Below are 25950 nucleotides of genomic sequence, written 5' to 3' on the forward strand. Positions count from 1 at the left end.
TTGCCGACGCAAGGGACAAGGGAGGCTCGGCCGAGCGGGATGTCCGCGGATAGGCGGCGGGAATGGTCGCCGTCCAGATCTCGGGCGGACCCACCCGATCCACAGTTCACTTCGCATTGCGGATGGAAAAAACAAACGCGATCTGATCCGAATACTGCGCCCATACGAAACTGGAGGAGGTCATGTCGGAAGCGTCCCCGGAATCCGATCGGATGTCCGAAGTCGTCCATATGGCGGGGACCCTCGCGGACCGCCTCCTGGACGCGCAGATCATGCGGGGGGAGATGCCGGCCGATCACGTGCGGGCTCTGGTCGACGCCGCCGTCCTCATGGAGGAGCGCGGCGTCCCATGGCCACCGATGATGATGCAGGTCCTCAAAGCCGTCGACGCCGACCTTCAGAAGAACGCCGTAGCGGAGGACGAACCGGAGCCGACAGGCGACGAAGACAATCCGGACGAAAGCGGCGCAGGCACCGTCGGCGGCGCGTTGCGGCGCCTCATACCGGGTCTGGGGCGACGCCGGGACTGAGGTGCGCGAGCGTCTACGAGCGTGCTCGCAAGCCGGGCGGATGAACCCGGCGACCCCTCCGTCCCGGATCCGAACAGCGCCCAGGACCTCGCTTCACGCGACGGAAAGGCGGCAGGTCCATCCTGGATGCAGGCCAAGTCGCGTACCGGCCTGCCGTGAGATGATCGACCCGACCCGCCAGCCCGTGATCGGATCGGGCGGCGGGGCCGGCATCTCAGCGCGTCGCCCTGAACCTCGTGCCGTTCCAGACGAGGGTCGTGCCGCACGGCTCCACGCCCGGCCTGCCGCAGGCCGAGCCGTGCAGTCCGAGCAGGATCGCCGGCCGTCCCCCGACCGTCTCGAATGCGATCTTTTCCACGTTCTCGTCGAGCACCTTCACGAAGGTCCCGCCGGTCGAGGCGAAGACCTGGGTCAGGCAGCCGGCGGAGCCGCAGTAGAAGGTGAAGCTCTCGCCGCAGCGGAAGGCCTCGTAGTTCACGACGTAGTCGGGAATGCCGTCGCCGTTCACGTCCCTGGTGGTCACGAATCCCTTGTCGAGCGTGACCTTCTGAGGTCGGCAGTTCGCGGTCGCCTCGCCGATCGCCTTCCGGACCGGCGCGGGAAGCGTCTGGGCGGAAGCCGAGGAAGCGAGCAGGGCCGTCGCGACGAGGGCGGGGACGATCAACTGCAGGGTAGAGATCGGCATGGGTGCGGATTCCGGCGGGGCACCGGCACGATAGCCCTCGGCCCCACGGCGGCAATCGTCCGCTGATCGCTCTGCACAGCCCCGAGGCCGTCGCCGCCCGGCCATTTCCCTTCGAGGTGAACGAACGGCGAAGGACGCCGCCTCGATCGAACGGCCGGGGCCGGTTCTCGCCCGCCCCTGGCCGTTCATTACCGTAGCGCCCGTAAGACCCGGGCCGGCCGAAGCCGGAGCCGGGATCGTTCACCGGGTTCCGACAGCCTTCAGGCAGGCATCCGTGGCGCTGCTTGAGCGGCCGCCACGGTGGCACCAGTCGCTCGCGCCCACCGCCGCGCGCATTCTCGGAGCGACGTTGTTGTAGCCGTTGTCGTAGCTGGCCGACCCGTTGCCGCTTCCGACCGCGTTCCCGCCCGCGCCGGTGGTCGCGGTCCAGGGCGTGTACGTCGGGACCGCGACGGGAATGCGTTGCGGCGGCGGCGGCGGGGGAGGCGGCACGTAGACCGGCGTCGGGGCGGGCGTGTCGCTCGGTGCCTGCTCCGACGTGTCGACCGGTGCAGCGTCCGGAGCTGGGGCCGGAGCCGCAGCGGGGGTGTCGATCGGTGCCGGCGCCGGCGTCGGCGTGGCCACGACCGGAGGCACGTAGTTCGGGCACGGCCTGAACGTGATGCCCTGACTGATCCCGTCGCCGACCATGTAGTCCTTGACGGCCGGGTTGGCGCAGGCGTTGATCCCGCGGTTGTTGAAGACGACCTGCGCCGTGGCGATGTCCGACTGGCTCAGGCATGCGGCGCCGACGGCCAGAAGGGACGCCCCTGAGCGGAGTAGGCGTAGCGTAGTCATGATAGGCCTCTCATTGCAGATTGTTCCTTCAGCACCATCGCCGATCTGAATCGATCGAAGGCATCGATATCATCCGGCCGTTGCAAGGGGACGCCCCGACACCGGCCTCCACGCAGAGACCGAATGCGCCGATGGATCGGCGCCGATCGTTACCTGCTTTCGACGTGATTGTTGCAGGCATTGGCGACGTCGCGGGAACGTCCGTTGCGATTGCACCAGTCGGCCTTATTCACGACGGCGCGGGCGCTGGGAGCAAGGGTGTTGTACGGATTGCTGTATCCGCCGGTTCCGTTGCCGTTGCCGACCGCATTCGAACCTGGACCGGCGGTCGCGGTCCAGGGCGCATACGTTGGAACGGCCCCCGGGATGCGTTGCGGTGGGGGCGGGGGTGCGACGACCACCACCGGTGAAGAGGGCTCCGGGCTCGGCGACGCGTCTTCCGCAACCGGCTGCGCGTCTTCCGTAGCGGGCGGCGCAGGAGTTGCAGCCGCTGCCGGCGGGGGTGGCGAGGTGGCGGGTGCGGGTAGAGGAATGGGATGCGGGCACCAATTGAACGGCATTCCGTTCGATATCGCATTGCCTTGGTACCACCCGATGATGCCGGGGATCTCGCAGTCCGAGGCTCTCAAACCGATCGAGGGCCCTGCAGCATGGGCGCCATTGCCCAAGCAGATCGCGGCACCGGCAAGGAGCGCCAACGTCGAATGTCTCGCGTGGAGTCTCGTCATCCGAAGACCTTCCATTCCTTTCCACCGCAACGCGGCAGTACGACGTCGGCGCACTTCAGGCCAAGCGTAGCAAAACGGGATCGTCGCTTCCAGGTGCGGGCTCGACCCCCGGGGCGCCACATTCCCTCCCCCGCGCGGGACACGAAGGAACGGTCGTCGTCCGGCCCTCGCAGACTCGCGACATGGCGGTTCGATGCATTCCGGTTCGCAGGCCCCTTTACCGGCCGCCGACCGAGTTGATGCACGCGGTGGTGGCGCCCTGCGAACGGCCATCGCGCCTGCACCAGTCGGCCCTGTTCGTGGCGGCGCGGGCTGTGGGCGCAAGCGCATTGTACGAATTCATGTAGTTGGCGGTGCCGTTGCCGCCGCCCACCGAAGTCGAACCCGGGCCGGTCGTCGCGATCCAAGGCGTATAGGTCGGCACCGCCACGGGGATCCGCTGGGGCGGCGGCGGCGGGACGTAGACCGGTGTCGGCGTCACGTCGGCCACCGGCGAGGAGGGCTCGGGGCTCGGCGAGGCTTCCGCCTCGACCGGCGGCGGCTCCTCGGCGGCCGGCGTCGGGGCCGTGACGACCGGTGCCGGTGCCGGTGCAGGCGCGGGGGTCGTCGGAAGAGGGGTCGGGTTCGGGCACGCGTTGTACCCCATCCCTCCGGCCAAAGCGTTGCCGCTGTACCAAGCGATCACGCCAGGAACCAGACAGTCCGAGGCGTGCAGGCCGATATTGAAGCCCGAGGGTCCGGCATGGGCGACGCCGCCCGCGCACAACATGGCTCCGGCGAGCAGCACCCTCCCCAGTCGCCTCGAATGCGATCCAGTCATCCGCCGACCTTTCGTTCCTTCCCGCAGGAGAGCGGCGGGACTACCTTCGGTCGATGCTATCAAAACCGCATGTTGGCTTCCAGGGGTGGGCTCGGGAAGGCACGGAGCGCGATCGCGAGACGCGCCGCTGGGACCGGAAGGAACGGTCTACGACATCTCGCGGTCGATCCGGGTCCCGTGACCTTTTCGCCTCCCCGTGCTCTTCTGGGACAATCGAGAAGGTGTCCACCGAATGCCCCGTGTCATCGACTTCACCCGCGGCAACGAGACCGACTGGAACGAGGTCCGCCTCCACTCCCCCGTCTACGGCGCACGGGAGATCCGGGCGGACGAGATCGAAGCGATCGCGCGGGCCTTCGACGGGCCCGTAACCGGGTTCGAGCCGCAGTTCTCGACCTACGGGATGAGCGTGTCCCGCGAGGCGTCGGCCGAGATCTTCGACCGCGTGCATACATGGCTGGCGGAGAACGCGACCGGCCCATGGGGCTGGACGGAACACTGGACCAACCACGGCCACCACCTCGACGTCGCCGTCTACGTCGAACGCGACCGGGACCGCATCGCCTTCTTCCGCGCGCACGGAAACGTCTTCTCCTACCGCCCGCCGGAGCATCACGCGCTCGAGCGCCTTGCGGTGGCCCGTGGCGTGCTCCCGGCCCTGACCGCCAAGGAGTCGTTCAGCGTCTGGTGCCGCGAGCATGCGGGCTTCCGGTTCCTGGATGCGGACGATCTGGGCTCCGACCACATGCGGGTCTCCTTCGACCACCCCGGTCTGGAGGCCGAATTCCTGCAGCGCTGGAGCGGAAGCTTCGCGGTCGAGGAACGGAATGGCGGGCGCGCCTACACCGGCCCGGCGAACGGCAGCAGCTGGCGCGACAGTCCCTCGGTATGGCTCCACACGAAGGCCGCCGTCGGCTCGCCGGCCGGCGGCCACACGCGCGAGGGCTACCGTTGGAGCGTCGTGACGCGCTTCGACGACGTCGCGGAGGCGCTCCGACGGGACTGGGGACACGTTTTCCAGGCGGACGAAGGCGAGCTCACGTTCGAGGCTGCGGACTATCCCTCGCCCCCGGCCCGGGAGATCCCCGCGGACTTCACGGCCTATCTGGCGGGCGAGGCGGAGACGTACGAGGCCCCTCACCTGCCGGCCGGGCTCGCGGCGTTCCGGCAGGAAGCGACCTCGTCCGCGCCGCGGCCGTAGCCTCGTCGACCCGCGCTATCGGCCGACGACGGACAGCTCCTCATGATGAACAGCCTCCGCAACGTGCAGGACGCGACGCCGCTCGGCGTCGACTTCGCCTTCGCCAGCCGACTTGGCATGCGCATGGCCGACGAACTCGCGCACGTCCGGGGCCGACCCGTGCTGCCTGTGTTCGAGAAGTTCGGCGGCGGCTACATCGAAGTCCCCTCCGTCTTCGGCCGGACGGGCGACTGCGTCCTGGTGAAGCCCGGCCCGGGGCTGTACGCCGAGCATGCGCATTCGCCGGCCCTCGACGTCGCGGCCCTCAACGAGGTGTTGGCCGAAGCGGTCGGACACCTGTTCCTGCACTACCCGGCCGCGCGGTCGAGATACGGCGACGTCGTCGCCATGGGCGTGCCCCGCTTCTCGCGGACCGAATGCCAAGGCGTCGCCCGCGGCGAGGCGACCGCCTTCATGATCGGCTTCCTGATGCCCCAGGCGGAAACTGTGGCCGCCTTCGACCAAGGTCTGGACGACGACGCGGTCGCCAGTCGTTTCGGCGTGACGCGGAGACTGGTCCAGGCCCGAAGGCACGCGCTCAAGCGGTACCTCGCGGCAGCCTAACGTTCCGGAGACGAGGCGGCGGACATCACCGAAGCGAGGCGTGTCCGCCCGTCCGGCAACCCGATCACCGGCAGCGGTACAGCATCCGGCTGTCGGCACCCTCGGTCTCGACCATCGTACGGCCGCCGGCTTCGACGCTCCAGTCCAGGGTGCGGAACTTCGAGTTGCACACCATGGTGACCGCGGTACCGGTCCTGTTGGGCTCCTTCTTCGTGAACCAGCACGGACCCATCGACTTGCCGTCGATATGGATTCTGCTGGTCCGGCACTGCGCCTGCGAGTAGGCCCACTCGCCGGCGAAGTCCTCCCGGGCCGAGGGAGCTGCGACCGCGGCCGCCTGCCTCTCCGGACAGCGGCGGAGGTTCGATATGCCGCCGCGGTCGAGATCGCTGACCCTCATGCGGTCGGCCGCGACCTCCAGTCTCTCGCGGCTCTTCCAGGTCTGGCCTTCGCCCCTGCAGGTCATGGAGATCTCGAACGGGCCCGATCCTACGACGCGATCGACCGAGCAATCCGACGCGTACGACGTCACCATGCGGCGACCGTAGGTCCGCGGAACCTCGTCCGTGGTGTCGGCGCTGTTGCGGCACCAGGACAGGTCGGACGTCCACCTGCCCTCGTACGATGCCGGTCCGGCCGCAAGCGCGGGATGGACGCTCAGCAACGCGAGCAGGGCGACGAACGGTCTCTTCATGGCTTACGGAAGCTCGAACAGCCCGGGTGCAGGCGATCGCAGCGTATCCGAAGAAGGAGCACGCATCAGGTCGCCGCGGGCGCGCCTAGCCTGGATCCACGGGCTTTACCCGACGCCTGCTTAAGGAATTCGCTCCGCAGGGCCTGCGGCATCGGCTTCGGACGACCGGCAACGAGATCGGCAGAACGGGACGACGATCCAAGGACAACCCGTTGAAGACGATGCCGGCATTCAGATGTCCGGACCGGCAAAACCGCCGGCACCCGCGGTACGGATGCCGGCTTCGCAAGCGTTCTCCGCAACCGGCATGGCGATCAGTCGAGGGGCGGAGCGACGGGTCCCGATTGCAGGGGCGGCAGGTCCGTCGGCATCGTCGTCGCCTGGGCCCGCGAGGCGCCGTTGTCGGAAACGTTCAACGATGCGAGCAGCATCAGGCAGGCCGCGAACCCCGCCGCGGCCCAGCCGAGCCGATGCCTCGTCGGTACCGCCGCGGTCTCCGTCCTCGGCAGAAGAGCGCCTGCGGACGACACGAGGTCGAGGATACCGATCATGTCCTCGAGGTCGATGGCCTTGCCCGTATCCAGGTCGATCAGCTCGAAGGAGGACGCCGCCACATCGGGGATGTGCCTGCCGAAGCCTTCGATCAGGTCCACCGCCAGCCGGACGGAGCGTCCATCGTATCGGAGCGGGTGCGCGCCCGGGCGGACGATGATGCGACCGCGATCCCGTCCGATGAGGCACACGCCCCAGGGAAGATGTAGGCGTCCGTCGGCGACGGCAGGCCAGCAGTTCCCTCGTGCCCCTCGACGGCGGGCCCGGGCGTCGCGCCACTCGCCGGCGATCCGCCGGGCGACGTTGCGGAACAAGGGGAGCCGCTTGGACGGAGCTATGGGGTCCCGGCGCTCGCAGGAGAGAAGAGTGTCCGGCCGGAGGGAATCCCCGTTCCTTCGGGACACGTACCCCTCGCAGGCGCTCCTCACCATGGCGTCCACGAGACGTCGGGTCATGCCCAGATCTGGAGCCGTCGCGATGGCACGCAGCCGGCCCCATGGCGAAGTGTACCAGTTCCTGACCGTGAACCAGTGGAGCCGATCGCCCCCGGCAATGTAGTCGGCCATTTCCTCTTCGGAGAGGACGATGGCCATGCAGTTCCGTTCCACTGCGAGTGCAGCTCGGCGCGCGACGAGATCGTCCTCGGGTATTGGCGCTATGAACTCTGGCTTGTCGGACCAGCTCGAAACCCCGTCCCTCTCCGTCCCGAACAGGTGGACGCTAGCGCGGTGGTCGAACCCCCAGGGGCCGGAGAGCCACAGCAGATCGGTGAAGGCGGACGCTCTGGTCCAATCGACGGCGCCGAACGCCTGCAGGGCCTCCTCCGCCGCGTGTCGCTCCGCCGGATCGGAGGAACCGGCGCATCGCTTGTGGAGGGCGGACAGACGCTGGGGATTGTAGGTCCCGCGCTCGGTCGTTTCGAACGCCATGCCGTCCTCGAGAAGCTGGTGGTAGGTCTCGCCTTCAGCCCTGACCTTTCGCTTGAACACCGCCGCCGCGGCCGCGGCCTGGGTGTCGAAATGCGGGGGCCGGCCTCGATCCGGATCGACGCCGAGCCTTTCGCAACAGAGCCTGTACGAGGGATCGTCCCAGTCGTACCCCCGGGGCAGCTTCCGGATCGCCAGGAAGACCGGATGGTCGGGGCGCTCCTCGGGCGGAACCGGGAACTCGGTCTCCGCCAGCAGAATCTCGAGGACCGGCATGCCGAACGCGACGGCCATTCCGACGACGAGGGGCCTGGGATCGGATGTCGGCACCTCGACGGTCCAGAACCAGAGCCGGCCGCGGCGGACCTCGCCGTGCTCGAAGGGCTGGGCGAGAAGACGACGGGCGTCGCCGGCGCGCGCCTCGGCCCGATGGCCGAGCTTGCGCTGGAGCCGCCGAATGTCGGCTCCTTCGTCGCCGGCGATCTGCACGATCGCGGAGCGCTTCGACAGTCCGGGCAAGTCGGCCAGGAGCGCTTCTATGGCGTCGAGGGCGGCCTCGTCGTCGAGACCGGAGCCGATCGGCCGGCCGGCGCGTGGGGTCGTCATGATGTGAGATCCGTGTGGGTTGGCAGCCCAGACTGGCGCCGTTCCTTCGATCTGGGAACGACAACAATCGCGCGACCGGATTTTCGTCGCACGGCTTCTCCCGACCTGAAAGGGGCAGGAAGCAATGACCCGGAAGGGGCTGCCTCGTAACATACGGGCTGGTCGGCATCCGTCGCGTCGAGGGCCGCACCCTCGTTCGCCCAGGTCATCGCGATGGTCCGAATATGCGGCGGCCGAAACCGGCAAAGCCGGATCCGGCCGCCGGGCCCGCCTACTGCACCAGCCCCTTCGCCGCTTTTGCGAAGGCCTCCGCCCGCGCGACCGAGATGGCCACGCTTTCCCGACCGCCGTGTTCCCATCCCTCCTGGCGGAGCCACGGCATGATGGAGCGGATGTCGTCGACCCTGCGGGCCGGCCCGACGGCCCCCATGTCCAGGACCCCGCTGGCGCCGGCCGAAGCGTAGGCGATCAGAGGCCACGCGGATCCGGATCCGCGGCCGGTGCAGTCGAGCAGGCACACGAACACCGGGCGCACCGCGTGAGCCCCGTCGAGACACCCGTGCAGCTTCCCGGCGTCGTTGTCTTCCGGCACGTCGGTGAGGGACGATGCGTGGAGCCATCCTTCGGCCGAGACGGCGAGCACCGCGGGGAGATGGTCGCCGTCTCCGGCGGCCCACCCGGCGTATCGCTTCAGCACGTCGAGGATCCCATCGGCCGACATTCCGGCTGCCGGTCCGGCACCGACCCGCCATGCCGGCTCCGCAGAGCTTGGCGCATGCAGCGAACCGATCCCGTCGGAACGAACGAGGTGGCGGCCTTCGGGATCGTGCAGCGGAAAGCTGCCGCTGAGGATGTCCTGGAACACCGACCATGTCCTGCGGCGGCCGGCGCGGCCGCCCGCGGCCGGCGTGACGGAGAAGTACTCGCCGTCGCCGGACGGCTTCAGCGTCACCCGACCGCCCTTCTTCGGATCGTGCACGGCGATGGTCGACGTCCCCGGCTTCAAGGCGCCCAGGAGAGCTTCGAACGCGATGCCCAGGTTCGGTCGGGTTCCGCTGGCGGCGACCGGCGCGAAGAGATCGTCGGGTCCCGGCAGACTCTGATGCCGCAACGCGTACCAGCCGAGAAAGACCGCCATCCGACGGACCGGCGGTTCGTCGATGTGCCGCAGCATCGCGTACAGGCGCTTCCGGATTCGGCGGGGCGCCGCCTCGGCCTGTCGGGACCGGGCGGTCACGCCCAGCATCGTCGATATCTCGGGGGGCAGCGCATCGAGGTCCTCGCCGACGGCGAGGTATGCCGCGCCCGCCGCGATCAGCCGGTTCTGCTGCTCGCGCGACAGGTCGTCCAACGCGGTGTTCTCGAATTCTGGTGCGGCCTCAAGGGTTCGAACCATGATCCCCTCGCTATCGGGAGACGCCCCGCATCGACGGACGCGGTCGGCGCTCCGGGACCGGCCTGAAGGAACGCTCGCCCGTTGTCGACCGGAGCTTGTGGACGACGTCGCCCATGGCCCATCGTCACCTACTCGACGACAGCGGAGCGGAATGACCGCAGCGGCGGTCGCGAAGCCGGCCCATGACCGCCACGGCGGTCATGGGGTTGAAGGAGTCGTCCTGCATTGAGCCTTGCGCAGGCTCCTCCTAGCCTCATGACCGGAAAACCGCTCGAGGCTGCCGACCATGCCCTTCTCCATGCAGGAACTCGCCGACCGCGCGGAGCCCGGCCCCTGGAAGGACGCGCTCGTCCACGCCTTGGAGGCCGAGGCCATCCATCGGGAACTCTGGAAGGCGAGCGAGAAGGACTACAACCGCTTCTACGACACCCCCGAGCATCTCCGCGAAAACCTCGATGGCGAGATCGTCAAGGTCGTCGACTCCCTCGAGTGGAGCGTGGCCTCGCTCCGGGAGACGCGCGACGGCCTCCCGGGAGCCCGGGACGCCGCCTTCTCGGCCAAGGCCGCCGAGCTCGGCGCCGCGCCTGCGGTCGACGGCGAACCCGTCTGGATTCGACTGATGCGCGACCTGCAGGCGCTCCGCGTATGGCGGCATGCCCACCTCGACGGCATCGACGTGCAGCTGCCTCAGTTCGTCATGCGCGTGCCGTCGCGGAAGGATCCGGGCATGTTCGACCGCGCCCTGCAGGCATGGGCGAAGGCCGCGGGACTGAAGGTCGGAGACGTGCGGGCGGACGTGATTGAGATCGCGCGTGCCGGCCTGCTGCCGGGCATAGTGTCCGATCCCGCGACCTACGCCTACGAGGTGCCCGGCGACCACGCGGCAGCCCTGGCCGATCTCGTGGGGCGCAGAGGCGTCGACGCGGTCCTCGCGGAGGTCCGCCTCGCCGGCGAGGTTCTGCCGGCGGGCGCTTTTCCCATGCCCGAAGAGGCGATTTGCCTGCTGGAGGGCAGGACATCGCCTCGGCCATAGCGGCCCCGGAACGATTGGATCCGTCACGCTCGCGTCTTCATCCGAAGTCGCCGATGCCGTATGCCCCGGACGACGGATGCATTCGTCCGGAGGCGGTAGGCTGAGACTGTCGGCATGCGGTTCATCTACGCGACGTCCTCGATCATGGCCGCCTGCCTCATGGCTTGGCCCGCCCTCTCCGGGCCGTCCTCCCCACCCTCCTACCTGGGCGGATGGACGGAGGACGCGCAGGGATGCGGACAGCCCCTCGCCGAGGGACACCTTCAGCCCGGCGAGTACATCTTCGGCAAGGATGCGCGCCGCCACTTCGAAGGCAGCTGCAGGATCGCACGCGCGGAGCAGTCGGGAAGCTTCGGCTGGAAGCTGGACGAGGTCTGCGGCGGCGGTCCGTCGGCCAGGAAGGCGAGGTGGAACCTCTCGGTCGCGGGCGACACCATGATCGCGTCCATCGCGCGGGGCTCCAAGGCCGGCGAGCCGTTCACCCTGAAGCGCTGCGCCGTGAACTAGACGGTGACGGTTCCGCGAACGCCTCCGATCCCGATGTCCAAGGACGACCCGTCGGCATCAGAGGAACGCCCCGTTCCCGAAGCGTCGCGATCACGCCGTCCGGACCGCGTCCGCCCGCGCAGTCGACGACGGCGACCACGGGCGTGTCCTCCTCCAGCCACGCCTCCGCGTCCTCGACCAGCGAGAAGCCGAGCGTGTCGTAGCCCAGATCCTTGAGGGAGAGGCAGGCGTGCAGTCGCCGGTCTTCGCGCCGCGACAGGACCAGGGCCATGGGTCGGCGCGGCCGCGCGTTCGTCATGCCGCCTTCCGGGTCCTGCCGGATGAGGTACCACTCGCAGGTCGCTTCGCCGGCGCGCGTTTCGGCTGCTTCTTCCCGTTCGACTTGTCCGGCGTGCCGCCCTTCTCCGAGTCGATGCTCCGCCTCAGAGCCTCCATGAGGTTCACGACATTGCCGGAACTCGACGTGCCGGCCTTCGCCTTGCCCTTGCCCTTCGCGGGCTTCGGCGCCTTGCCCTTGACCAGGGCGATCAGCGCCTCCTCGTAGCGATCCTCGAACTTCGACGGATCGAACTTCCGCGTCGAGCGTGCGATCAATTCCTCGGCGAGCGACCGCATCTCCGCCGTCGGATCGCCGTCCGGCATGTCCTCGAAGTAGGCGGTCGGCGACCGGATCTCGTCCTGGTACCGAAGCAGCGTCGCGAGCAGGCCCTTGCCGTAGGGCTCGAGCAGAACCACGCGCTCGCGCTTGTAGATGACGATCCGCCCGAGACCGGCCATGCCCTTCTTCTTCATCGCATCCCGGATGACGGCGAACGCCTCGCGGGAGACCTTGTCCTCGGCGGCGAGGTAGTAGGGCTTGTCCAGGTAGCGCTCGTCGACCTCGTCTCGCCGGCAGAAGGCCTCGATGTTGATCGTGTGCGTGCTCTCCAGGGCGATTTCGCTGAGCTCGTCGTCCTCGATCGGCACGAGGTCGTCCTTGGCGACCTCGCAACCCTTGACCTGATCGTCGCGCTCGACGGTTTCGCCGGTCACGGAGTCGACCATCAGCTGCTTGAGACGGTTTCCGGTCTCGCGGTTGATCGTATGACACTTCAGCTCTCTGGACGAACTGATTGCCGGATACAGTCCGACCGCGCAGGAAACGAGTGAAAGTCGAAGATGACCTTTCCAGTTGGCGCGGGCTGCCACGTCCGTCTCCTGAGTCAATCCAAGTATTCACCACCCGAAGATGCGTCCGCAGAGCGCCGATCGGGAGCTTGGCGATTCAACGAAATCCATCTCGACTCGTTCCTCCACAGACCAGCCTGTGGATAACCTGCCCATTATTGTATTTCGCACCGCGACTTGGCCCCGCCCAGGAACTCGGTCCAGCCGATCCCGTTTCCACGAAGCGATGACCGAGCTTCTCAAACCGTATCGGGACAAGCGGGATTTCGAGGCCTCGCCCGAGCCCAAGGGGAAGCGCGGCCGGAAGGCGCCCAAGGCGAGGTTCGTCGTCCAGAAGCACGACGCCCGTCGCCTTCACTACGACCTGCGTCTCGAGATGGACGGCGTCCTCAAGAGCTGGGCGGTCACGCGTGGACCGAGCCTGTCGCCTGCCGAGAAGCGGCTCGCCGTCAGGACGGAGGATCACCCGGTCGACTACCTGGGCTGGGAAGGCGCGATCCCGAAGGGCCAGTACGGCGGCGGGACCATGATCGTCTGGGACACCGGCTCATGGGAGCCCGTCGGCGATCCAGCCGCCGGGCTGGAGAAGGGACACCTCGAGTTCGCCCTTCACGGCGAAAGACTCGCAGGCCGTTGGCACCTCGTGCGGATGAAGGGCCGCGGCGGCGAGAAGAAGCAACCCTGGCTTCTCATGAAGGCCGACGACGGGCACGCCCGTCGCGACGGCGATATCCTCGTCGAGCACGAGGCCTCGGTCCTTTCGGGTCGGACCAATCGGGAGCTCTCGGCCGGCGGGGTCGTCAGAGCCGATCATGCGGCCCGCGCCGAGGTGGCCGCCGGGCGGAAGACGAAGCCGCCCACGAGCCGGTCCAAGGGTGCCCGCAAGGCGATCCTGCCGCCCTTCGTCGAGCCCGCGCTCGCGAGCCTCGTCGACGACGTGCCTTCCGGCGACGGGTGGCTGTACGAGATCAAGCACGACGGCTACCGCATGCAGGCCCGCATCGACGGCGGCTCGGTGAAGCTGTTGACGCGCTCCGGCCTCGACTGGACGGCGAAGTTCGAACCCACGGCCCAGGCCCTGAAGGCCATGAAGCTACCCTCGGCCCTGATCGACGGCGAGATCGTGGTCGAGACGGAGAGCGGGGTATCCAGCTTCTCAGCCCTGCAGCATGCGCTCGCCGCCGGTGATACGGGATCTGCGGTCTTCTACGCCTTCGATCTGCTCTACCTGGACGGCAGAGACATCCGGGCACTTCCCCTGACCGAGCGCAAGGATCTGCTGCTGCAGAGTCTCGACGACGCCCCGCCGGGAGGTCCAGTCCGTTTCAGCGAGCATCTCGCCGCCGACGGCGCGGCCATGGCGCGCCATGCCTGCAGGCTTGGTCTTGAAGGCGTCGTAGCCAAGCGCGCGGACGCGCCCTACCGGTCCGGCCGGACGGACCACTGGCGCAAGATCAAATGCACCCGGTCGGAGGAGTTCGTCGTCGCGGGGTACATGCCCTCTACGACGGCGGCGCGATCCGTGGGGTCGTTGATCCTCGGGACGTACGAGAACGGTACCCTCGTCCACGTCGGGCGGGTGGGCACCGGCTTCCGGGACGCGGTCGCGCGGGATCTCTGGACCGAACTGGAGCCGCTACGCATCCCGTCGCCGCCCTTCGCGGCCGAGCTGCCGCCGCTGGCGCGACGCAACGCCCGCTGGGTAGAGCCCCGGCTCGTCTGCGAGGTGACGTTCCGCGGTTGGACGGCCGACGACCAGCTGCGGCATGCGTCGTTCAAGACCCTCCGGAGCGACGTGCGGCCGGACGAGGTCGTGCGGGAGAAGGCGGCCGCGGCCCCGAAGCCGCGGAAGCGGAAGCCGCTGGCGGAAACCGTGACGCTGACGCATCCGGATCGCGTGCTCTGGCCGGACGTCGGCCTGACGAAGGAGGGTCTCGCCGAGTACTACGCGGAGGTCGCCGACCGTATCCTGCCGCACGTCGTCGACCGGCCGCTGTCGCTCCTCCGGTGTCCGGACGGTCTCGGGTCCTGTTTCTACCAGAAGCACGCCTGGGCTGGGCTCGACGAGCGGTACATCCGGCTCGTGGACGGGGAGAAGGCGGTCGTGATCGAGGACCGGGACGGTCTCCGCTCCCTGGTCCAGGCGAGCGTCCTTGAAATCCATCCCTGGGGTGCGACGGCCTCGGATCCGGATCGTCCGGACCGCCTGGTCTTCGACCTGGATCCCGGCGAAGGCATCGGATGGAGCGATCTCGTCGCCGGCGCGCTGGCGGTGCGCGAGCGGATGTCCGCCTCGGGCCTTTCCAGCTTCGTGAAGACGACCGGCGGCAAGGGGCTGCACGTGGTCGTGCCCATCGAACCGAAGGCCGGCTGGAACGAGGCGAAGGCCTTCGCGCAGCGCGTCGCATCCGAGATGGCGAAGGACGCTCCCGACAGCTTCGTCGCGACCGTGTCGAAGAAGGCCAGGGATGGTCGCATCTACGTGGACTACCTGCGCAACCAGCGGGGCGCCACCGCCGTCGCTGCCTTCTCGACGCGGGCCCGGCCCGGGGCGCCCGTATCCGTCCCCGTCGACTGGGACGAACTACCGTCGCTCGGGTCCGGCGCGCGCTTCGGCTTCGCCAGCGTGACGGGTCGGCTCGCTGCGCTGAAACGTGATCCCTGGGCCGGCTTCGAGCGCGCGGCGCGTCCGCTGGAGGTTCCCAGGCCTCGATCCCGTCGGCGGACCTAGCGGGTCGGATCCGGCGATCGGCGGTTGCTCGCTAGGTATCGGGCTACACGGCCCGCCGGCTGCCGGAGATCGCCTCGACCAATGCCGGAAAGCCGCCGCGGAGGTCGGCCGCGGCCATCCAGTAGCCGTGAGGTCCGAAAGCTCGGTTCAGGCGGGCCATACGGCGTGCCCGCTTCGTCCACGGTAGGCCTGCGTCGGCCGTGGGATCGACTTCGAGCACCAACATGCGCTGCCGTTGGATCTGCACGGGCGTGACGCCGCGGATCGCCTCCCATGGGATCCAGTCGCTCGAGAGCCTGCGATCGAAGATCCCCCGTGGCCCGACCGACACCACCGGCCCGCGCTGGAACAGCTTCGGGACCATCAGCACCGTACAGAGCCCGAAGAACGCAACCCCGACATATGCCGCGAACTCGGCGAAGCTGCCGGGCGTCACGGCCCTGCGCCCCGTCCCGGGGTGAGCGTAGATCATCCAGGCGCAGACGGTCGTGAAGCCGGCGGCGGCCAGAAGGATGCCGACGGCCCGCCAGGGAGAGCGATGGATCTCTACGGCGCCCAATTGGAGATCTCCGGAATGCGATCCGCGTCATCCCGATGTCCCATGCATCGGCCACGCGAGTGTCGCCCGAAGGGTCGGCGACCGCCAAGGCGCTTCCTTCGTCATCCGAAGGATCATCGGCCTGGTTGAACCGAAAGCCGCCGGCGGTCCCTTGTCCGCGAGGGCCTCCAGGAGGCGTCCGAAATCGCTTTTCCCGACAACTGTCAGCTTCGCAACATGGACCGCCTGAACGCCGAAGCGGCCGAGGACGTCGCCTGCCGTCGGATCGAGCTTGTAGCCCGATGTCGGTGGCGTCCGTCTTAGCACCGCCCTATCTCACACGGGGGCGCCTCACGTGCGGTCCAAGGACATCCATGAGCCCGGACGATCCGACGTGGCTGCTGTTCGCAACTCCGGCCGCCGTCGCGGCGCTCGGCGCGTTCGTATACTCCGTGACGGCCCGCCAGGATGGCGTGCAGAGGCGTCGGGACCTATAGGGGCCCAGATCCGGGAGAACGCCCCTGACGCTCGAGTTGTCGAACCCTGAGGGGCGTCGCATCGCGCTGGCTGCCCAAGGTTTCGCTGCCAGGTCCCGGTCGGCAGTACCCGGCGTCGCGCAGATACGGCGCGAGATCGGCCGGCTCGGCCTGCTCCAAATCGACAGCGTCAACGTGCTCGTGCGGGCCCACTACATGCCGCTGTTCTCGCGGCTGGGCACCTACGACCGCGGCACGCTCGACGCTTTGGCAGCCGCCAGTTCGAAATGCTTCTTCGAGTACTGGGGCCACGAGGCATCCCTTCTACCGATCGATCTCCACCCCCTGCTGCGCTGGCGTATGGACCAAGCGCGCGAAGGCCGCGGCGTCTGGGACCGGCTCGAGCCGTTCGCCGGCGAGCGGCGCGCGGAAGCCGACGCCCTGCTCGCCCGCATCGAACGGGAAGGTCCGTTGGCGGCCTCCGAGATCTCGGGACCGAAGGCGACGAAGGGAATGTGGGTCTGGAGCGAAGCCAAGCACGCGCTCGAATGGCTCTTCTGGGCGGGCCTGGTCGCGTCGACGCATCGACGGGGCAGCTTCGAGCGCGTGTACGACCTGCCCGAGCGCGTGCTGCCCCGGGCCGTCCTCGCCCGGCCCACCCCGGACCCAGTAGACGCCCGGCGGGAGCTCGTCGCGCGATCCGCGCAGGCGCTCGGCATCGCGACGGCGAACGACCTCCGGGACTACTACCGGCTCTCGCCGGCAGACGCGCGCCTGCCCATCGATCAGCTCGTCGAGGAAGGCGTTCTCGTCCCGGTGCGCGTCCGCGGGTGGCAGCAGCAGGCCTACCTGCACAAGGACGCCCGGCCCGGACGCCGGCATTCCGGCGCGGCCCTCCTGTCGCCGTTCGATCCGGTCGTCTGGCACCGGCCGCGGACGGAGCGGCTCTTCGGCTTCCGGTACCGACTGGAGATCTACACGCCCGCCCACAAGCGCGAGCATGGCTACTACGTGCTGCCGTTCCTCATGGACGGCGCGCTCGTCGCCCGCGTCGACCTGAAGGCGGACCGCAAGGTCGGCGCGCTGGTCGTCCTGCGCGCGCACCTCGAGCCGGGTGCGCCGGCGGACACGATGGAGCGCCTGCTCGCGGAACTGGACTCGATGGCCGGATGGCTCGGTCTGTCCGACGTCTCGATCCGATCGCCGGCCGATCCGACAAGGACAGCTTCCCCGTCCTGAACCGAATCCTCAGCGCGATGTTCGACGCCGATTTCCAGCGAGCCACTCAGCTGGAATGTTCCGATATCGCACCAGCTGTTCAACAAGCATTCATCGGGGAGGCAGCCGATCATTGGAAATTCCGAATCGACCAATGGGGTCGGCGCAGGAACTTCAAGAACCTGAAGACAACTAAATTTTGTGACGACACCTCTTTCGGCAGGCCAGCGGACTCTTACATCCTGGATGCGGCGGGGGTGCCGCAAAGGAAATAGTCATCATGATGAAGCGTGTCGCTATGGCCGTCGTGGCGGCCGGTTCCCTCGTGGCAGCCAGTCAGGCGGCCGAGGCGAAGGGTTGCATCAAGGGTGCCATCGTCGGCGGGATCGCCGGCCACTACGCCGGGCACGGCATTCTCGGCGCCGTCGGCGGGTGCGCCGCCGGCCGCGCCCTGGCTAACCGTCAGGCCCAGCGGCAGCAGGCCGCGCCCATGAACACCAGCGGCACGGTGCGCCCTAGCCAGGGTGCCGGCGGCTACGTGGGCTACTGACGCTCGAGCGGTACCCTGTCGTGCGCAGGGTACCGCACTCAAGGCCGGCGCGGGCAGCGTCGCCCCGATGAGGGGTTGCCGTCCTGCAGCGATCCGGGAGATGGCGAACCACAACGGGATCGACCATCTGATGCGTGGAGCCGTCCGTTCGGCGGTCCCGTCCGCGAGGCACGACAGACGTGACCTTCCCCATGCTGCTCGCGCACGAGGCGCGGACCGCCGCCATACTCGAAGGCATGAACGATCGCGTCCCCGGAATGCCGCGGGACCTGCGGGACATGATGCGGGATCTCGCGTTCCGGCGCACGCTGGTGCACAGCCAGACCGCCCTCGCCCTGATCTCGACCCACCCGGACGAACCCGCACCGGAGATGGTCTCGCTGGCGCGCCACGCGATCGCCCGGTGCCGTGGCGGCGAGGATCCGGGAAGCGGGCTTCCGCCTCTTCCGGTCGGTACCACCGCGGAGGAGCTGCTCGCGAACTATCGTCGAGTGCTGGCGGTCATGCTCGAAGGCGCGAACGAGTGCCGCCCACCCGTCATCGAGACCCTTGACGACATCCTCTCCCATGCCGGCGTCCGCAAACGCTACCTCGGACCCGTCGCCGCGCTGTTCGTCGTCGTCCGCTGCGGACGCCTTCCCAATGGGACGATCGCGCAGTTCGCGCTCGATGCGGCCCGGGATGCGGGGGCATGCCCTAGGGACGGCTGGGAGGAGACCTGAACCGGGACCGTCGACCCACCGCTGTCGGGGTGGACGGATTACCGCGTTTTACCAGTCCGTCGGTAAATTACCGGATCGCGGGTAAAACGCGGTAATGGCCTCGCACCGCCTATGCCGGGGCCGCCGGCGCGGCCGCCACGTCCAGGTCCGGCTCGACGTCGGCTGGATCGATGCCGAGCCGCGCCGACACCGTTCGCACCAGCTCGAGGACGTCGTCGTCGAGATCGATCAGCAGGCTCGTCGTGGCCGGCACGGACGCGACGGCATCGAGCTCAACCTTCAGGTCGAATCGGACCTCGGCTTCCCGCGACCGAAGGGCGATCCGTTCGATGTCGGCCTGCATGCACGCATTCAGGACCCAGCGTGCCATGATCAGCATGTCCTCTGTCGGCTCTCTGCCTCCATCCGAAAACTGCTCGATGTTCAGTCTGTAGACGAACCCATCCTGCCCGACATCGATGGACCGGCCGACAACGAGAGCACATCGGGGAGCGGCGCTGCCGTCGTCGTCCCTCAAGGAGTTCGGGGGCAGGACGACCATGGCGAAGGCGGCCCGTCCGTCGCATCTCGAGGGGTCGATGTCTTCCGGCAGGAACTTCACGTCTTCGGAAGCCGGGTCCGACACGATTTCCGGTGGTCGGCCAAAATAGCGATGGTTGGCACGGACCGCCGGCCAGGAGTTCGTCCAGCTTGGGAAGCTGTCGGCGAACCCCTTCGTGTCCAGGTCCATTGGAATCAGCAGTTCGATATGGACCGGACCGAAGCTCCCGCTCGGTGCGGCCATGTCCGGCATCCGGCTGGGTTCGGGCATGCTCGGATCGCGACCGGAAGATCCGGGGTGTCGCGCGAGCACCGCGTCGTCGACGCGCCCTCCCCTGCGGTCGTCGAACGCCAGCCTGCACGGGTTCCCCATCCGGACGAGGTGATCGACATCGTTCGGCGCGAGCAGCTGATGACGGCGCGCCCCGTAGAGCATCCGCTCCTTCACCCAGGTGTAGGCGTCGGCGGAATACGGAGCGTCCAACTCTCGCGCCAGCGCCCGGTAGCGCTCCATGGCTTCGTCCCAATCGTCGAATGCCGGCGGCCTATCGAACTCCAGGCAGAAGTCGATGTCGCCCACGTCGGCCCTGTCGGGATCGACCATGCTCCCGAAGAGCCATATCTCGCGCACGCGGAATGGCAGATCGCCTCTCGCATTGATGCGTTCGGCCGCCTCGAGCAGGCCGTCGAAGACCCGAAGGGCCTTCTCCTTCTGCGTCCGGGCGGTCGCCTTGGCCGAACCGAGCGCCCTGCCCTTGGCGGTGAGGCCGTCCACCACGGGGATGACGAAGTCGCCGGCCACATCTCCGATGAACCCGCGGTCGCGAAGTTCCTCGACGAGGACGGCCGTCGTGGCACGGGGCAGTTCGATGCCGCGCTTGCGGCTGATCTGTCCGATGTTCCTGAAACGGCCGCTCTGGTGCCACGCCTGGAGCAGGTTCCGCACCTTGAGGAGCGGAACGCCGAGCAGGTCGGCTTCCTTGGGCAGCATGACGCTCATGGCGACACGATCCGGTTCGAGGGCGGACAGCCGCAGGCCATGCCACGACACGTAGTTCGCGAGCTTAGCAGGCGCGGATGAAAGACGTACCTGTCATCGCCGTCCTCCCCCGGGGCCGCGGTGCTCATCGCGTTGTGAACGGCGAGTGATCCGCGTCCGGTCAACCTTTCGGACACCTCGACGCAATAGAACGAGGCGTTGGTGATTGAGCAACTGTCCCTTCGCATCGGAACGACCTAAGGTACCGGCAGGTCGGCTGCCACTCCTTCGGCAAGGAACGGCGGCAGCCAATGGACCCCGGCACCGCGCTTCGAAGGCGTGGCTCGTCGATCGGCGCAACTTCGAGATGGCGGCCCTCAGCCGTCCTACGTTTACGCGAGAGCTGGGATCGATGAGCGACGAGTGGACCCTCGGAAGGCTGCGGGCTGCGATCGGGCACGCCTTTTCCGGCCTGTCGGGCGACCTGGAGGGGCATCGTTTCTGGCGGCATCAGAGGGAAGCCATCGTCGCCATCGGACGGCACCTCTCGAACCCGGCATCGGATCCGCGCGCATCCGTCGTCATACCGACCGGTGGCGGAAAGACCTCGATCTTCGGGGCAGTGGTCAACGCGGTCGCCGGCCGGAAGGGCCAGGCGACCCCGGCGCCGCGGATCCTGACGCTGGTGCCCAGCCTTCCGCTCGCAGCCCAGGTGCTGATGGAGTTCCGCACCCGACACCCCGACGTCGACATCGGCCATCTCGCGTCGCGGACCGTGATCGACAGGGACGGCGTCGCCTACCGTCACGGCGCCCGGCCGACGACCGTCATGACCTACGCGTTGTTCATGCGTCGGGTCGCGTCGGGAGACCTGCGCGCCAAGGACGTCGATCTCATCGTGCTCGACGAGGCCCATCGTGGCCTCTCCGAGCTGCGGAGGGAGGTGTTCGAAGACCTTTTTCCAAGCACCATCGTCATCGCCTTCTCCGCGACCCCGGCCTTCGACGAGGATCGGAGCCTCAACGGGCTGATGGGCAGGAACAACCTCGTCTACACGGCCGATCCACAACGTCTGCGCGACGAAGGCATCCTCGCTCCCGTCGTGAACTACGTGCTTGCGGTCCGCATCGAAGGAGCCCTGCCGGAGGACTCCGGGGAGCGGATCCTCGTCAGGCGGAAGGCGCATGCGGACGAGACGCTGACCTTTCTCGAGCGGCATGTCGATGCCGAGACCGGCATCCGCCCGCTCGACAAGGTCACCGTGTTCTACGGATCCGACCGGGCGCACGCGGCGCTGTTCGCCCGTGAGTACAACACCCGGTTCGCCGCGCTCGGCAAGCGCATGGAGGTCCTGACGGGCGACGACGGACCGGAGCGGATCCATGCCGTCGTAGAGGCGATCGAACGCGGCACGGTGACGGGCATCGCCAACGCGCAGCTGCTCGTCGAAGGGTTCGATCTGGCCAAGATCGGTCTCGTCATCAACGCTCCGACCGAGTCGATGGTGAAGGTGATCCAGCAGGCCGGCCGCGCGCAGCGCATCGACAGAACGATGCCCGTGGGCGACGTGCGCCAGACGGCCTTCGTCCTCGACACCTATCTCGAGATCGACGGGGCCATGGACGGGACGCCTCGCTGGTATTTCGAAGCCGCGAACGAGGTCAGTCGTGCCTACGCCGTCGCCGGCACCCCCGTCCGTGTCGAAGCGGTCGACGTGTCCGCGTACAGGGACGACGTCTTCGCTCCGGCAACGGAGGCGCCCGGCGCGGACGAGGAGGCCACCTCATCGTCGGCAGCGTGGCCTGAACGCCCATCCGCCGGAAGGGAAGGCGTCTCCTTCTCCGGTTCGGCAAGGTCCGGTGCGGATGGACTCGACGTCCCCGACGCGTCGGACGAATCGGCGCATCGGTGGGAGGACGACGGATACCAGACATCCTCCGCGCTCGCGGCCATCCGCTACCTTCTGCGCAAGCGCGCGCTCGGCCGGGCTCTGGAGGAGAAGACGGACGACTGGCTGTCGCGTTCGGAGCTCATACCGAACGTGGCTTTGATCGGATGCGAGGCCTTCTTCGACGACCTGGAACGCGAGTTCCTGGAGAAGCGGCTCGCGATGACGTTGGACAGCGATCCCGTCGTCCGCGCCTACCAAGCCGGCGACCGCAGGTCCGCTCCGGTGCAGCTGCGGATGGCTTTGCTGCGGTCCGGTGCCAAGCCGACGATCTGCTATGCCGCCGACTGCGTCGACGATCTTCTCCGGATCGCGGGGGCGCCGATGCGCGGCGCTCCAGCCTCCGCGGAGTGGATCTCCCGGAGCGAGGTCGTCGACGGGATCGGCGCGGCCTGGGTCGAGTCCAACGAACTGCTGAAGCGCACGCTCGCGGCGTTCCAGATCGAGGAACGGTTCGATCCCAAGGCGGCCGGCGTCGGTATCGACGGCATCTTCGTCCGCATGCGACGGCTCGCTGCCGAGGGCGGCAGCAGCGTGGCCTATCATCGGGACGACGTTCCCGCTCTCGCCGAACTGCTCGGAATCCGTCACGGCCGCAAGGAGGACGACGACTTCTCCGTACGGGATGTGGCCACTCGCCTGGGCGTCCACCTCAAGAACCCGGTCCTGCGTACCGCTTTCGAGCGCCTGCGCAGCCAGGTGGAGGCCGGAGAGCCGACCCGCATCGACGGAACCGACGTGCCGGTCCGACTGCGCTATGCCCGAGGCCGCCTTCTCCTCCATGTCGTCGGCGAAGAGGGCGTCGCCGCCTTTGCCCGCGCGGTCGACGTGGCGGCGACTCCACGACGGGGAGACCGGTGGAAGGCCGAGGAGAACCTGCCGGACAGAACGGAAGCCTGGCTCAACCGGGAAAGGGCGTTCAGCAGGCTGCGGACGACCTACCGGCGGGAAGCTCCGCTGGGCGACCTCTGGGAGAGGCTGACCGAAGCTCAGGAGGTCGACGGGCTGCGGGAAGTGCCCGAGGGGCGGTTCCGCTTCAGGTTGATGCGCTCATACAACCGCGTCACCGTGTGCCTGCACGAGGACGACCTCGAGGCCTTCCGGGCGGCCGCGGCCGACCCTGCGGCTCGGATTCCGGTCGACCGGATCGGCGCCATGGATCGGCTCGAAGGTTGGTACACCCAGGCCATGGCCGCCCGCTTTCTGGGGATGGCTCCGACGAATGCGAAGCTCACGCAGCTCTGGACGGACCTGACGGACCAACTGGCCGCCAACGGCATGGCAGCCGTAGGCGACCATCGTCTCGACATGCGTCTAATGCGATGCGGCAGGGACAACGCCTACTGCCTGGAAGAGGGCGATCTGATCTGGCTGGGGGAGCATCTCGGCCGTCGCGTGGGTGCCGGCCTCATGCCCGCCGGCGAGGACGACCTCGGCAGGACGGCCACCGCCCGCGCGATGATGATGAAGCCGGGCTCGGAGCGGTTCCGGAACGCCTGGGAGGCGTTTGAACGCGACTTCGCGGCTGGAGCCGACCTGGACGGAGTGACCGCCCGGGCGACGAGTCCCCTCGGCGAGATCGTGATCGAACGCGCCAGCCTGCGTGCGTTCGCGAGGCGAGCCGGCCTTCTCGGGCCCCAACCGGGCTACCTGGACCCTCAGGACGTCCACGCCATGCTGCAGGCCGAATTCGGCGTCTTCGGCATCGACCGGTTCAAGGCCGTGTGGGATCGTCTTGCCTCGGAACAATCCGATGCGGATCCCGGCTATCGGATGTCCCGCTTCACCGCCGGCAAGAGGTCCGGATGGGCACTCGCGGAGAGCGACTACCCGCGGCTTCTCGACAGCCTGAGACCCGCGCCGCCTCCGGAGCCTCGGCAATCCGATGAGGATTGGTCCGCCGACTGGATCGCCTTCGACGAAGCGGTCGCGGGCCTCGGAGCTCTGCGGCACGGCGCTCAAGTCCGATCTCTGGCCGAAGCCGTGACGACCCGCCAGGATGAGATAGGCGAAGTTCCCCCGGGACACTTGGCCGAGACAGTCTGGAACGGCGTCTCGATCCCTCTCCGCCGGATCGCGGCTCGCGGCACCATACGATACGCGATCGCCCGCTCGTCTCTTTCGGAACTGGCGCCCCATCTCGCCCCGCCGGCGGAGAGCGGGACCGATTGGAGGGCGCTGGGATCGTTTACGGGCGCGACGCATGTCGATCATGCGCGCGCTCTGCTCGATGGTCTGCGCGCGGAGGTGGAGGCGCTCCCGATCGCGGACGCGGCCGACGTCCGGATCGTCCGCATCCCGATCCTTCTGGGAGAGAGCTTCGGCGATGCCGAGCCGGTGGAACCGGTTCCGGCATCCCTACGGCTGGGTCTCCGACGGGCCGGGAACGTGACCAACGTCTACGTCCATAGGGAATCCTGGACGGATCTCTCGCGCCTGACCGGCCAGAACCTTCCCACGGCGGAGGATTACTCGCGTTTCGTCTCTCGCGAGGAGGCGTTCAGGACCCTCGGGATCACCTACAACAAACATGTCGACGACATCTTCCGGCGGGCGGCCGTCCTTCATGCCGCGACGCTCCGGCTGACCGGGGAGGACCGCCCGGCCGAGATCGAAGGCGTGCCGATCCGCTGCGTACGGGTGGAACGCGGCAAGATCGGCGCGACGTATTTCCATACCGAGGACATTCCTGCGGCCGCGGCTCTGGCGGGGTACAGGTCCGCAAAGACGGACGAAAAGGCCGACGAGTGGCTCGATCGCGTGGGTGCCGCAGCGGTCTGCCGGGTCAACGCCCGCCAGAACCCGGTCTTCAGCGCGTTCTGGGAGGATCTGGTCGCCGGTCTCGATGCAGATAGGCCGGTCCAACTCGCAGGCAGGCCGCTCCGCGCCCATACGTTGCGGGTCGGGGCCCGCCGCGTTCCGTGTCTACATCGCGACGATCTTCCGACGGTCATCTCGGTTCTCGGGTTCGTGACGGAGGACAAGACGGAGGATTGGGTCGACAAGCTGAAGGCCGCATCGATGGTCGGCATGGCCATGTCGAACCGGCGGTTCGAGCAGGCGTGGAACGGCCTCATAGCGGACAGGGAGGCAGGGCGACCGACCGTTCTCGGAGCCGCTCGGGTCGGCTTCCAGAAGGTCATCGCCGGGTCTCGTACGCCCTACTGCATCCGTCGCGAGGACCTGCCGATCCTCGCCCGGGAGATCGGGATCGTCAGACACGGAACCGGCGCCAAGACTGCCGACTGGCTTACTGAGGGCGAATTCTGCGAGCAGCATAGGACGAACGTCCAGAACCAGCCGTTGATCAATCCCTTGTGGCAGGCATTCCGAAACGCCGCGATCACCGGAAGCTCCTGTGAGCTGTCGGGCGGGATGCCGAGGCTCGCGATCCTACGGCACGGGGCACACGAGGTGGCCTGCATCCATGTCGAGGATCTGCCGCTGCTTCGCCGGCATCTTGGTGTTTCGCCGCCGGCGTCGGCCGAAGAGGTGGCTGCGGATTGGCGGCCGCGCGGAGCAGTCCTTGCCGTCCTGGCGGACGAGGTCAGATGCTCCTTCGAGGGCATCTGGGCCGAGCTCGCGTCGACGGTCGTAGCGAACCCCCACACGGTACCCCCGGGCATCCGCCTCAGGGTCGACCTGTACGGCTCGGGCGTGATCATGAGGGTGCATCGCGAGGATGTCGATGCGATGGCCTCGTGGTTTCAGGCCGCTTCGGTCACGGCGCCGGACGATGGCGAGCCACCCCCTGTGCCGGATGAAGAGGAAATCGCGCGGCGCTATGCCCGCCGATGCGGATAGCAAGCTGATGGACGTCGGCATCCTGTATGCCGACGTCGCATGCAGACGGGTCGTTGGAGCCCTGGAGCAGGCCACTCCACTGTTTCAGTACTGGCCCCGGTTGCGCGGCCTGATCGGCAGCGACCGCCACCTCCGGACCGTGGTTCCGTACGCCGCCAT

The 25950-nt window shown here is 68.2% G+C and carries 20 protein-coding genes; 10 read left to right on the plus strand and 10 right to left on the minus strand.

Going from position 1 to position 25950, the window contains the following annotated elements:
- Window positions 1-212: 212 nt before the first annotated feature.
- Window positions 213-530 (plus strand): hypothetical protein, encoded by a 318-nt coding sequence (locus PQI07_RS27940; RefSeq protein ID WP_274928204.1) that lies wholly within the window; start codon window positions 213-215, stop codon window positions 528-530.
- A gap of 214 nt (window positions 531-744) precedes the next feature.
- Here PQI07_RS27940 and PQI07_RS27945 read toward each other — a convergent pair whose 3' ends face one another.
- From PQI07_RS27945 to PQI07_RS27955, 3 genes are all read right to left on the minus strand, one after another.
- Window positions 745-1215, minus strand: a complete 471-nt coding sequence (locus PQI07_RS27945) for a hypothetical protein (RefSeq protein WP_274928205.1) — start codon at window positions 1213-1215, stop codon at window positions 745-747.
- Between the two features lie 240 nt (window positions 1216-1455).
- Window positions 1456-2052, minus strand: coding sequence for a hypothetical protein (locus tag PQI07_RS27950; RefSeq protein WP_274928206.1), 597 nt, complete (start codon window positions 2050-2052; stop codon window positions 1456-1458).
- Window positions 2053-2997: 945 nt separating this feature from the next.
- Window positions 2998-3567, minus strand: a complete 570-nt coding sequence (locus PQI07_RS27955) for a hypothetical protein (RefSeq protein WP_274928207.1) — start codon at window positions 3565-3567, stop codon at window positions 2998-3000.
- A gap of 265 nt (window positions 3568-3832) precedes the next feature.
- Between PQI07_RS27955 and PQI07_RS27960 the strand changes: the two genes are divergently transcribed.
- Together PQI07_RS27960 and PQI07_RS27965 are read left to right on the plus strand one after the other, a co-directional pair.
- Window positions 3833-4801: a hypothetical protein gene (locus tag PQI07_RS27960; protein ID WP_274928208.1), complete on the plus strand. Its 969-nt coding sequence runs from the start codon at window positions 3833-3835 to the stop codon at window positions 4799-4801.
- A 42-nt stretch (window positions 4802-4843) separates the two neighbouring features.
- Window positions 4844-5404: an ImmA/IrrE family metallo-endopeptidase gene (locus tag PQI07_RS27965; protein WP_274928209.1), complete on the plus strand. Its 561-nt coding sequence runs from the start codon at window positions 4844-4846 to the stop codon at window positions 5402-5404.
- A gap of 64 nt (window positions 5405-5468) precedes the next feature.
- Here PQI07_RS27965 and PQI07_RS27970 read toward each other — a convergent pair whose 3' ends face one another.
- From PQI07_RS27970 to PQI07_RS27980, 3 genes are all read right to left on the minus strand, one after another.
- Complete coding sequence (locus PQI07_RS27970) at window positions 5469-6098, minus strand: hypothetical protein (protein WP_274928210.1); 630 nt, start codon at window positions 6096-6098, stop codon at window positions 5469-5471.
- Between the two features lie 314 nt (window positions 6099-6412).
- On the minus strand, window positions 6413-8182 hold the full coding sequence (locus PQI07_RS27975) for a hypothetical protein (RefSeq protein WP_274928211.1): 1770 nt from the start codon (window positions 8180-8182) through the stop codon (window positions 6413-6415).
- A gap of 271 nt (window positions 8183-8453) precedes the next feature.
- Entirely contained in the window at window positions 8454-9578 is a 1125-nt protein-coding gene (locus PQI07_RS27980) for a hypothetical protein (RefSeq protein WP_274928212.1), read from the minus strand.
- A gap of 286 nt (window positions 9579-9864) precedes the next feature.
- Between PQI07_RS27980 and PQI07_RS27985 the strand changes: the two genes are divergently transcribed.
- Entirely contained in the window at window positions 9865-10611 is a 747-nt protein-coding gene (locus PQI07_RS27985) for a hypothetical protein (RefSeq protein WP_274928213.1), read from the plus strand.
- Window positions 10612-10725: 114 nt separating this feature from the next.
- On the plus strand, window positions 10726-11118 hold the full coding sequence (locus PQI07_RS27990; RefSeq protein WP_274928214.1) for a hypothetical protein: 393 nt from the start codon (window positions 10726-10728) through the stop codon (window positions 11116-11118).
- Here the strand turns inward: PQI07_RS27990 and PQI07_RS27995 are convergent.
- A complete protein-coding gene (locus PQI07_RS27995) occupies window positions 11090-11416 on the minus strand; it encodes a protein-tyrosine phosphatase family protein (protein ID WP_274928215.1) in 327 nt (108 codons plus the stop codon). The two genes, PQI07_RS27990 and PQI07_RS27995, sit on opposite strands and share 29 nt — an antisense overlap.
- Window positions 11413-12306: a non-homologous end joining protein Ku gene (ku, locus tag PQI07_RS28000; protein WP_274928216.1), complete on the minus strand. Its 894-nt coding sequence runs from the start codon at window positions 12304-12306 to the stop codon at window positions 11413-11415. The genes PQI07_RS27995 and ku overlap by 4 nt, the downstream gene beginning before the upstream one ends.
- A 205-nt stretch (window positions 12307-12511) precedes the next feature.
- Between ku and ligD the strand changes: the two genes are divergently transcribed.
- Complete coding sequence (ligD, locus tag PQI07_RS28005; protein WP_274928217.1) at window positions 12512-15016, plus strand: DNA ligase D; 2505 nt, start codon at window positions 12512-12514, stop codon at window positions 15014-15016.
- Window positions 15017-15059: 43 nt separating this feature from the next.
- Here the strand turns inward: ligD and PQI07_RS28010 are convergent, their stop codons facing one another.
- Complete coding sequence (locus PQI07_RS28010) at window positions 15060-15575, minus strand: STM3941 family protein (protein WP_274928218.1); 516 nt, start codon at window positions 15573-15575, stop codon at window positions 15060-15062.
- 512 nt (window positions 15576-16087) lie between these two features.
- Between PQI07_RS28010 and PQI07_RS28015 the strand changes: the two genes are divergently transcribed.
- The 3 genes from PQI07_RS28015 (at window position 16088) to PQI07_RS28025 (ending at window position 18520) form a co-directional block, all read left to right on the plus strand.
- Window positions 16088-17269: a winged helix-turn-helix domain-containing protein gene (locus tag PQI07_RS28015; RefSeq protein ID WP_274928219.1), complete on the plus strand. Its 1182-nt coding sequence runs from the start codon at window positions 16088-16090 to the stop codon at window positions 17267-17269.
- 259 nt (window positions 17270-17528) lie between these two features.
- Window positions 17529-17798 carry a hypothetical protein gene (locus PQI07_RS28020; RefSeq protein ID WP_446720987.1) on the plus strand — a complete coding sequence of 90 codons (270 nt, stop codon included), beginning with the start codon at window positions 17529-17531 and terminating at the stop codon, window positions 17796-17798.
- A gap of 179 nt (window positions 17799-17977) precedes the next feature.
- On the plus strand, window positions 17978-18520 hold the full coding sequence (locus PQI07_RS28025) for a hypothetical protein (protein ID WP_274928220.1): 543 nt from the start codon (window positions 17978-17980) through the stop codon (window positions 18518-18520).
- A gap of 109 nt (window positions 18521-18629) precedes the next feature.
- Here the strand turns inward: PQI07_RS28025 and PQI07_RS28030 are convergent, their stop codons facing one another.
- Window positions 18630-20060: a nucleotidyltransferase domain-containing protein gene (locus PQI07_RS28030; protein ID WP_274928221.1), complete on the minus strand. Its 1431-nt coding sequence runs from the start codon at window positions 20058-20060 to the stop codon at window positions 18630-18632.
- A gap of 391 nt (window positions 20061-20451) precedes the next feature.
- On the opposite strand from PQI07_RS28030, the gene PQI07_RS28035 reads away from it, so the two are divergent.
- Window positions 20452-25791, plus strand: coding sequence for a DEAD/DEAH box helicase family protein (locus PQI07_RS28035; RefSeq protein ID WP_274928222.1), 5340 nt, complete (start codon window positions 20452-20454; stop codon window positions 25789-25791).
- Window positions 25792-25950: the final 159 nt, after the last annotated feature.

Source organism: Methylobacterium sp. 092160098-2 (genome assembly GCF_028920805.1).
In the GTDB taxonomy this organism is placed as follows: domain Bacteria; phylum Pseudomonadota; class Alphaproteobacteria; order Rhizobiales; family Beijerinckiaceae; genus Methylobacterium; species Methylobacterium fujisawaense.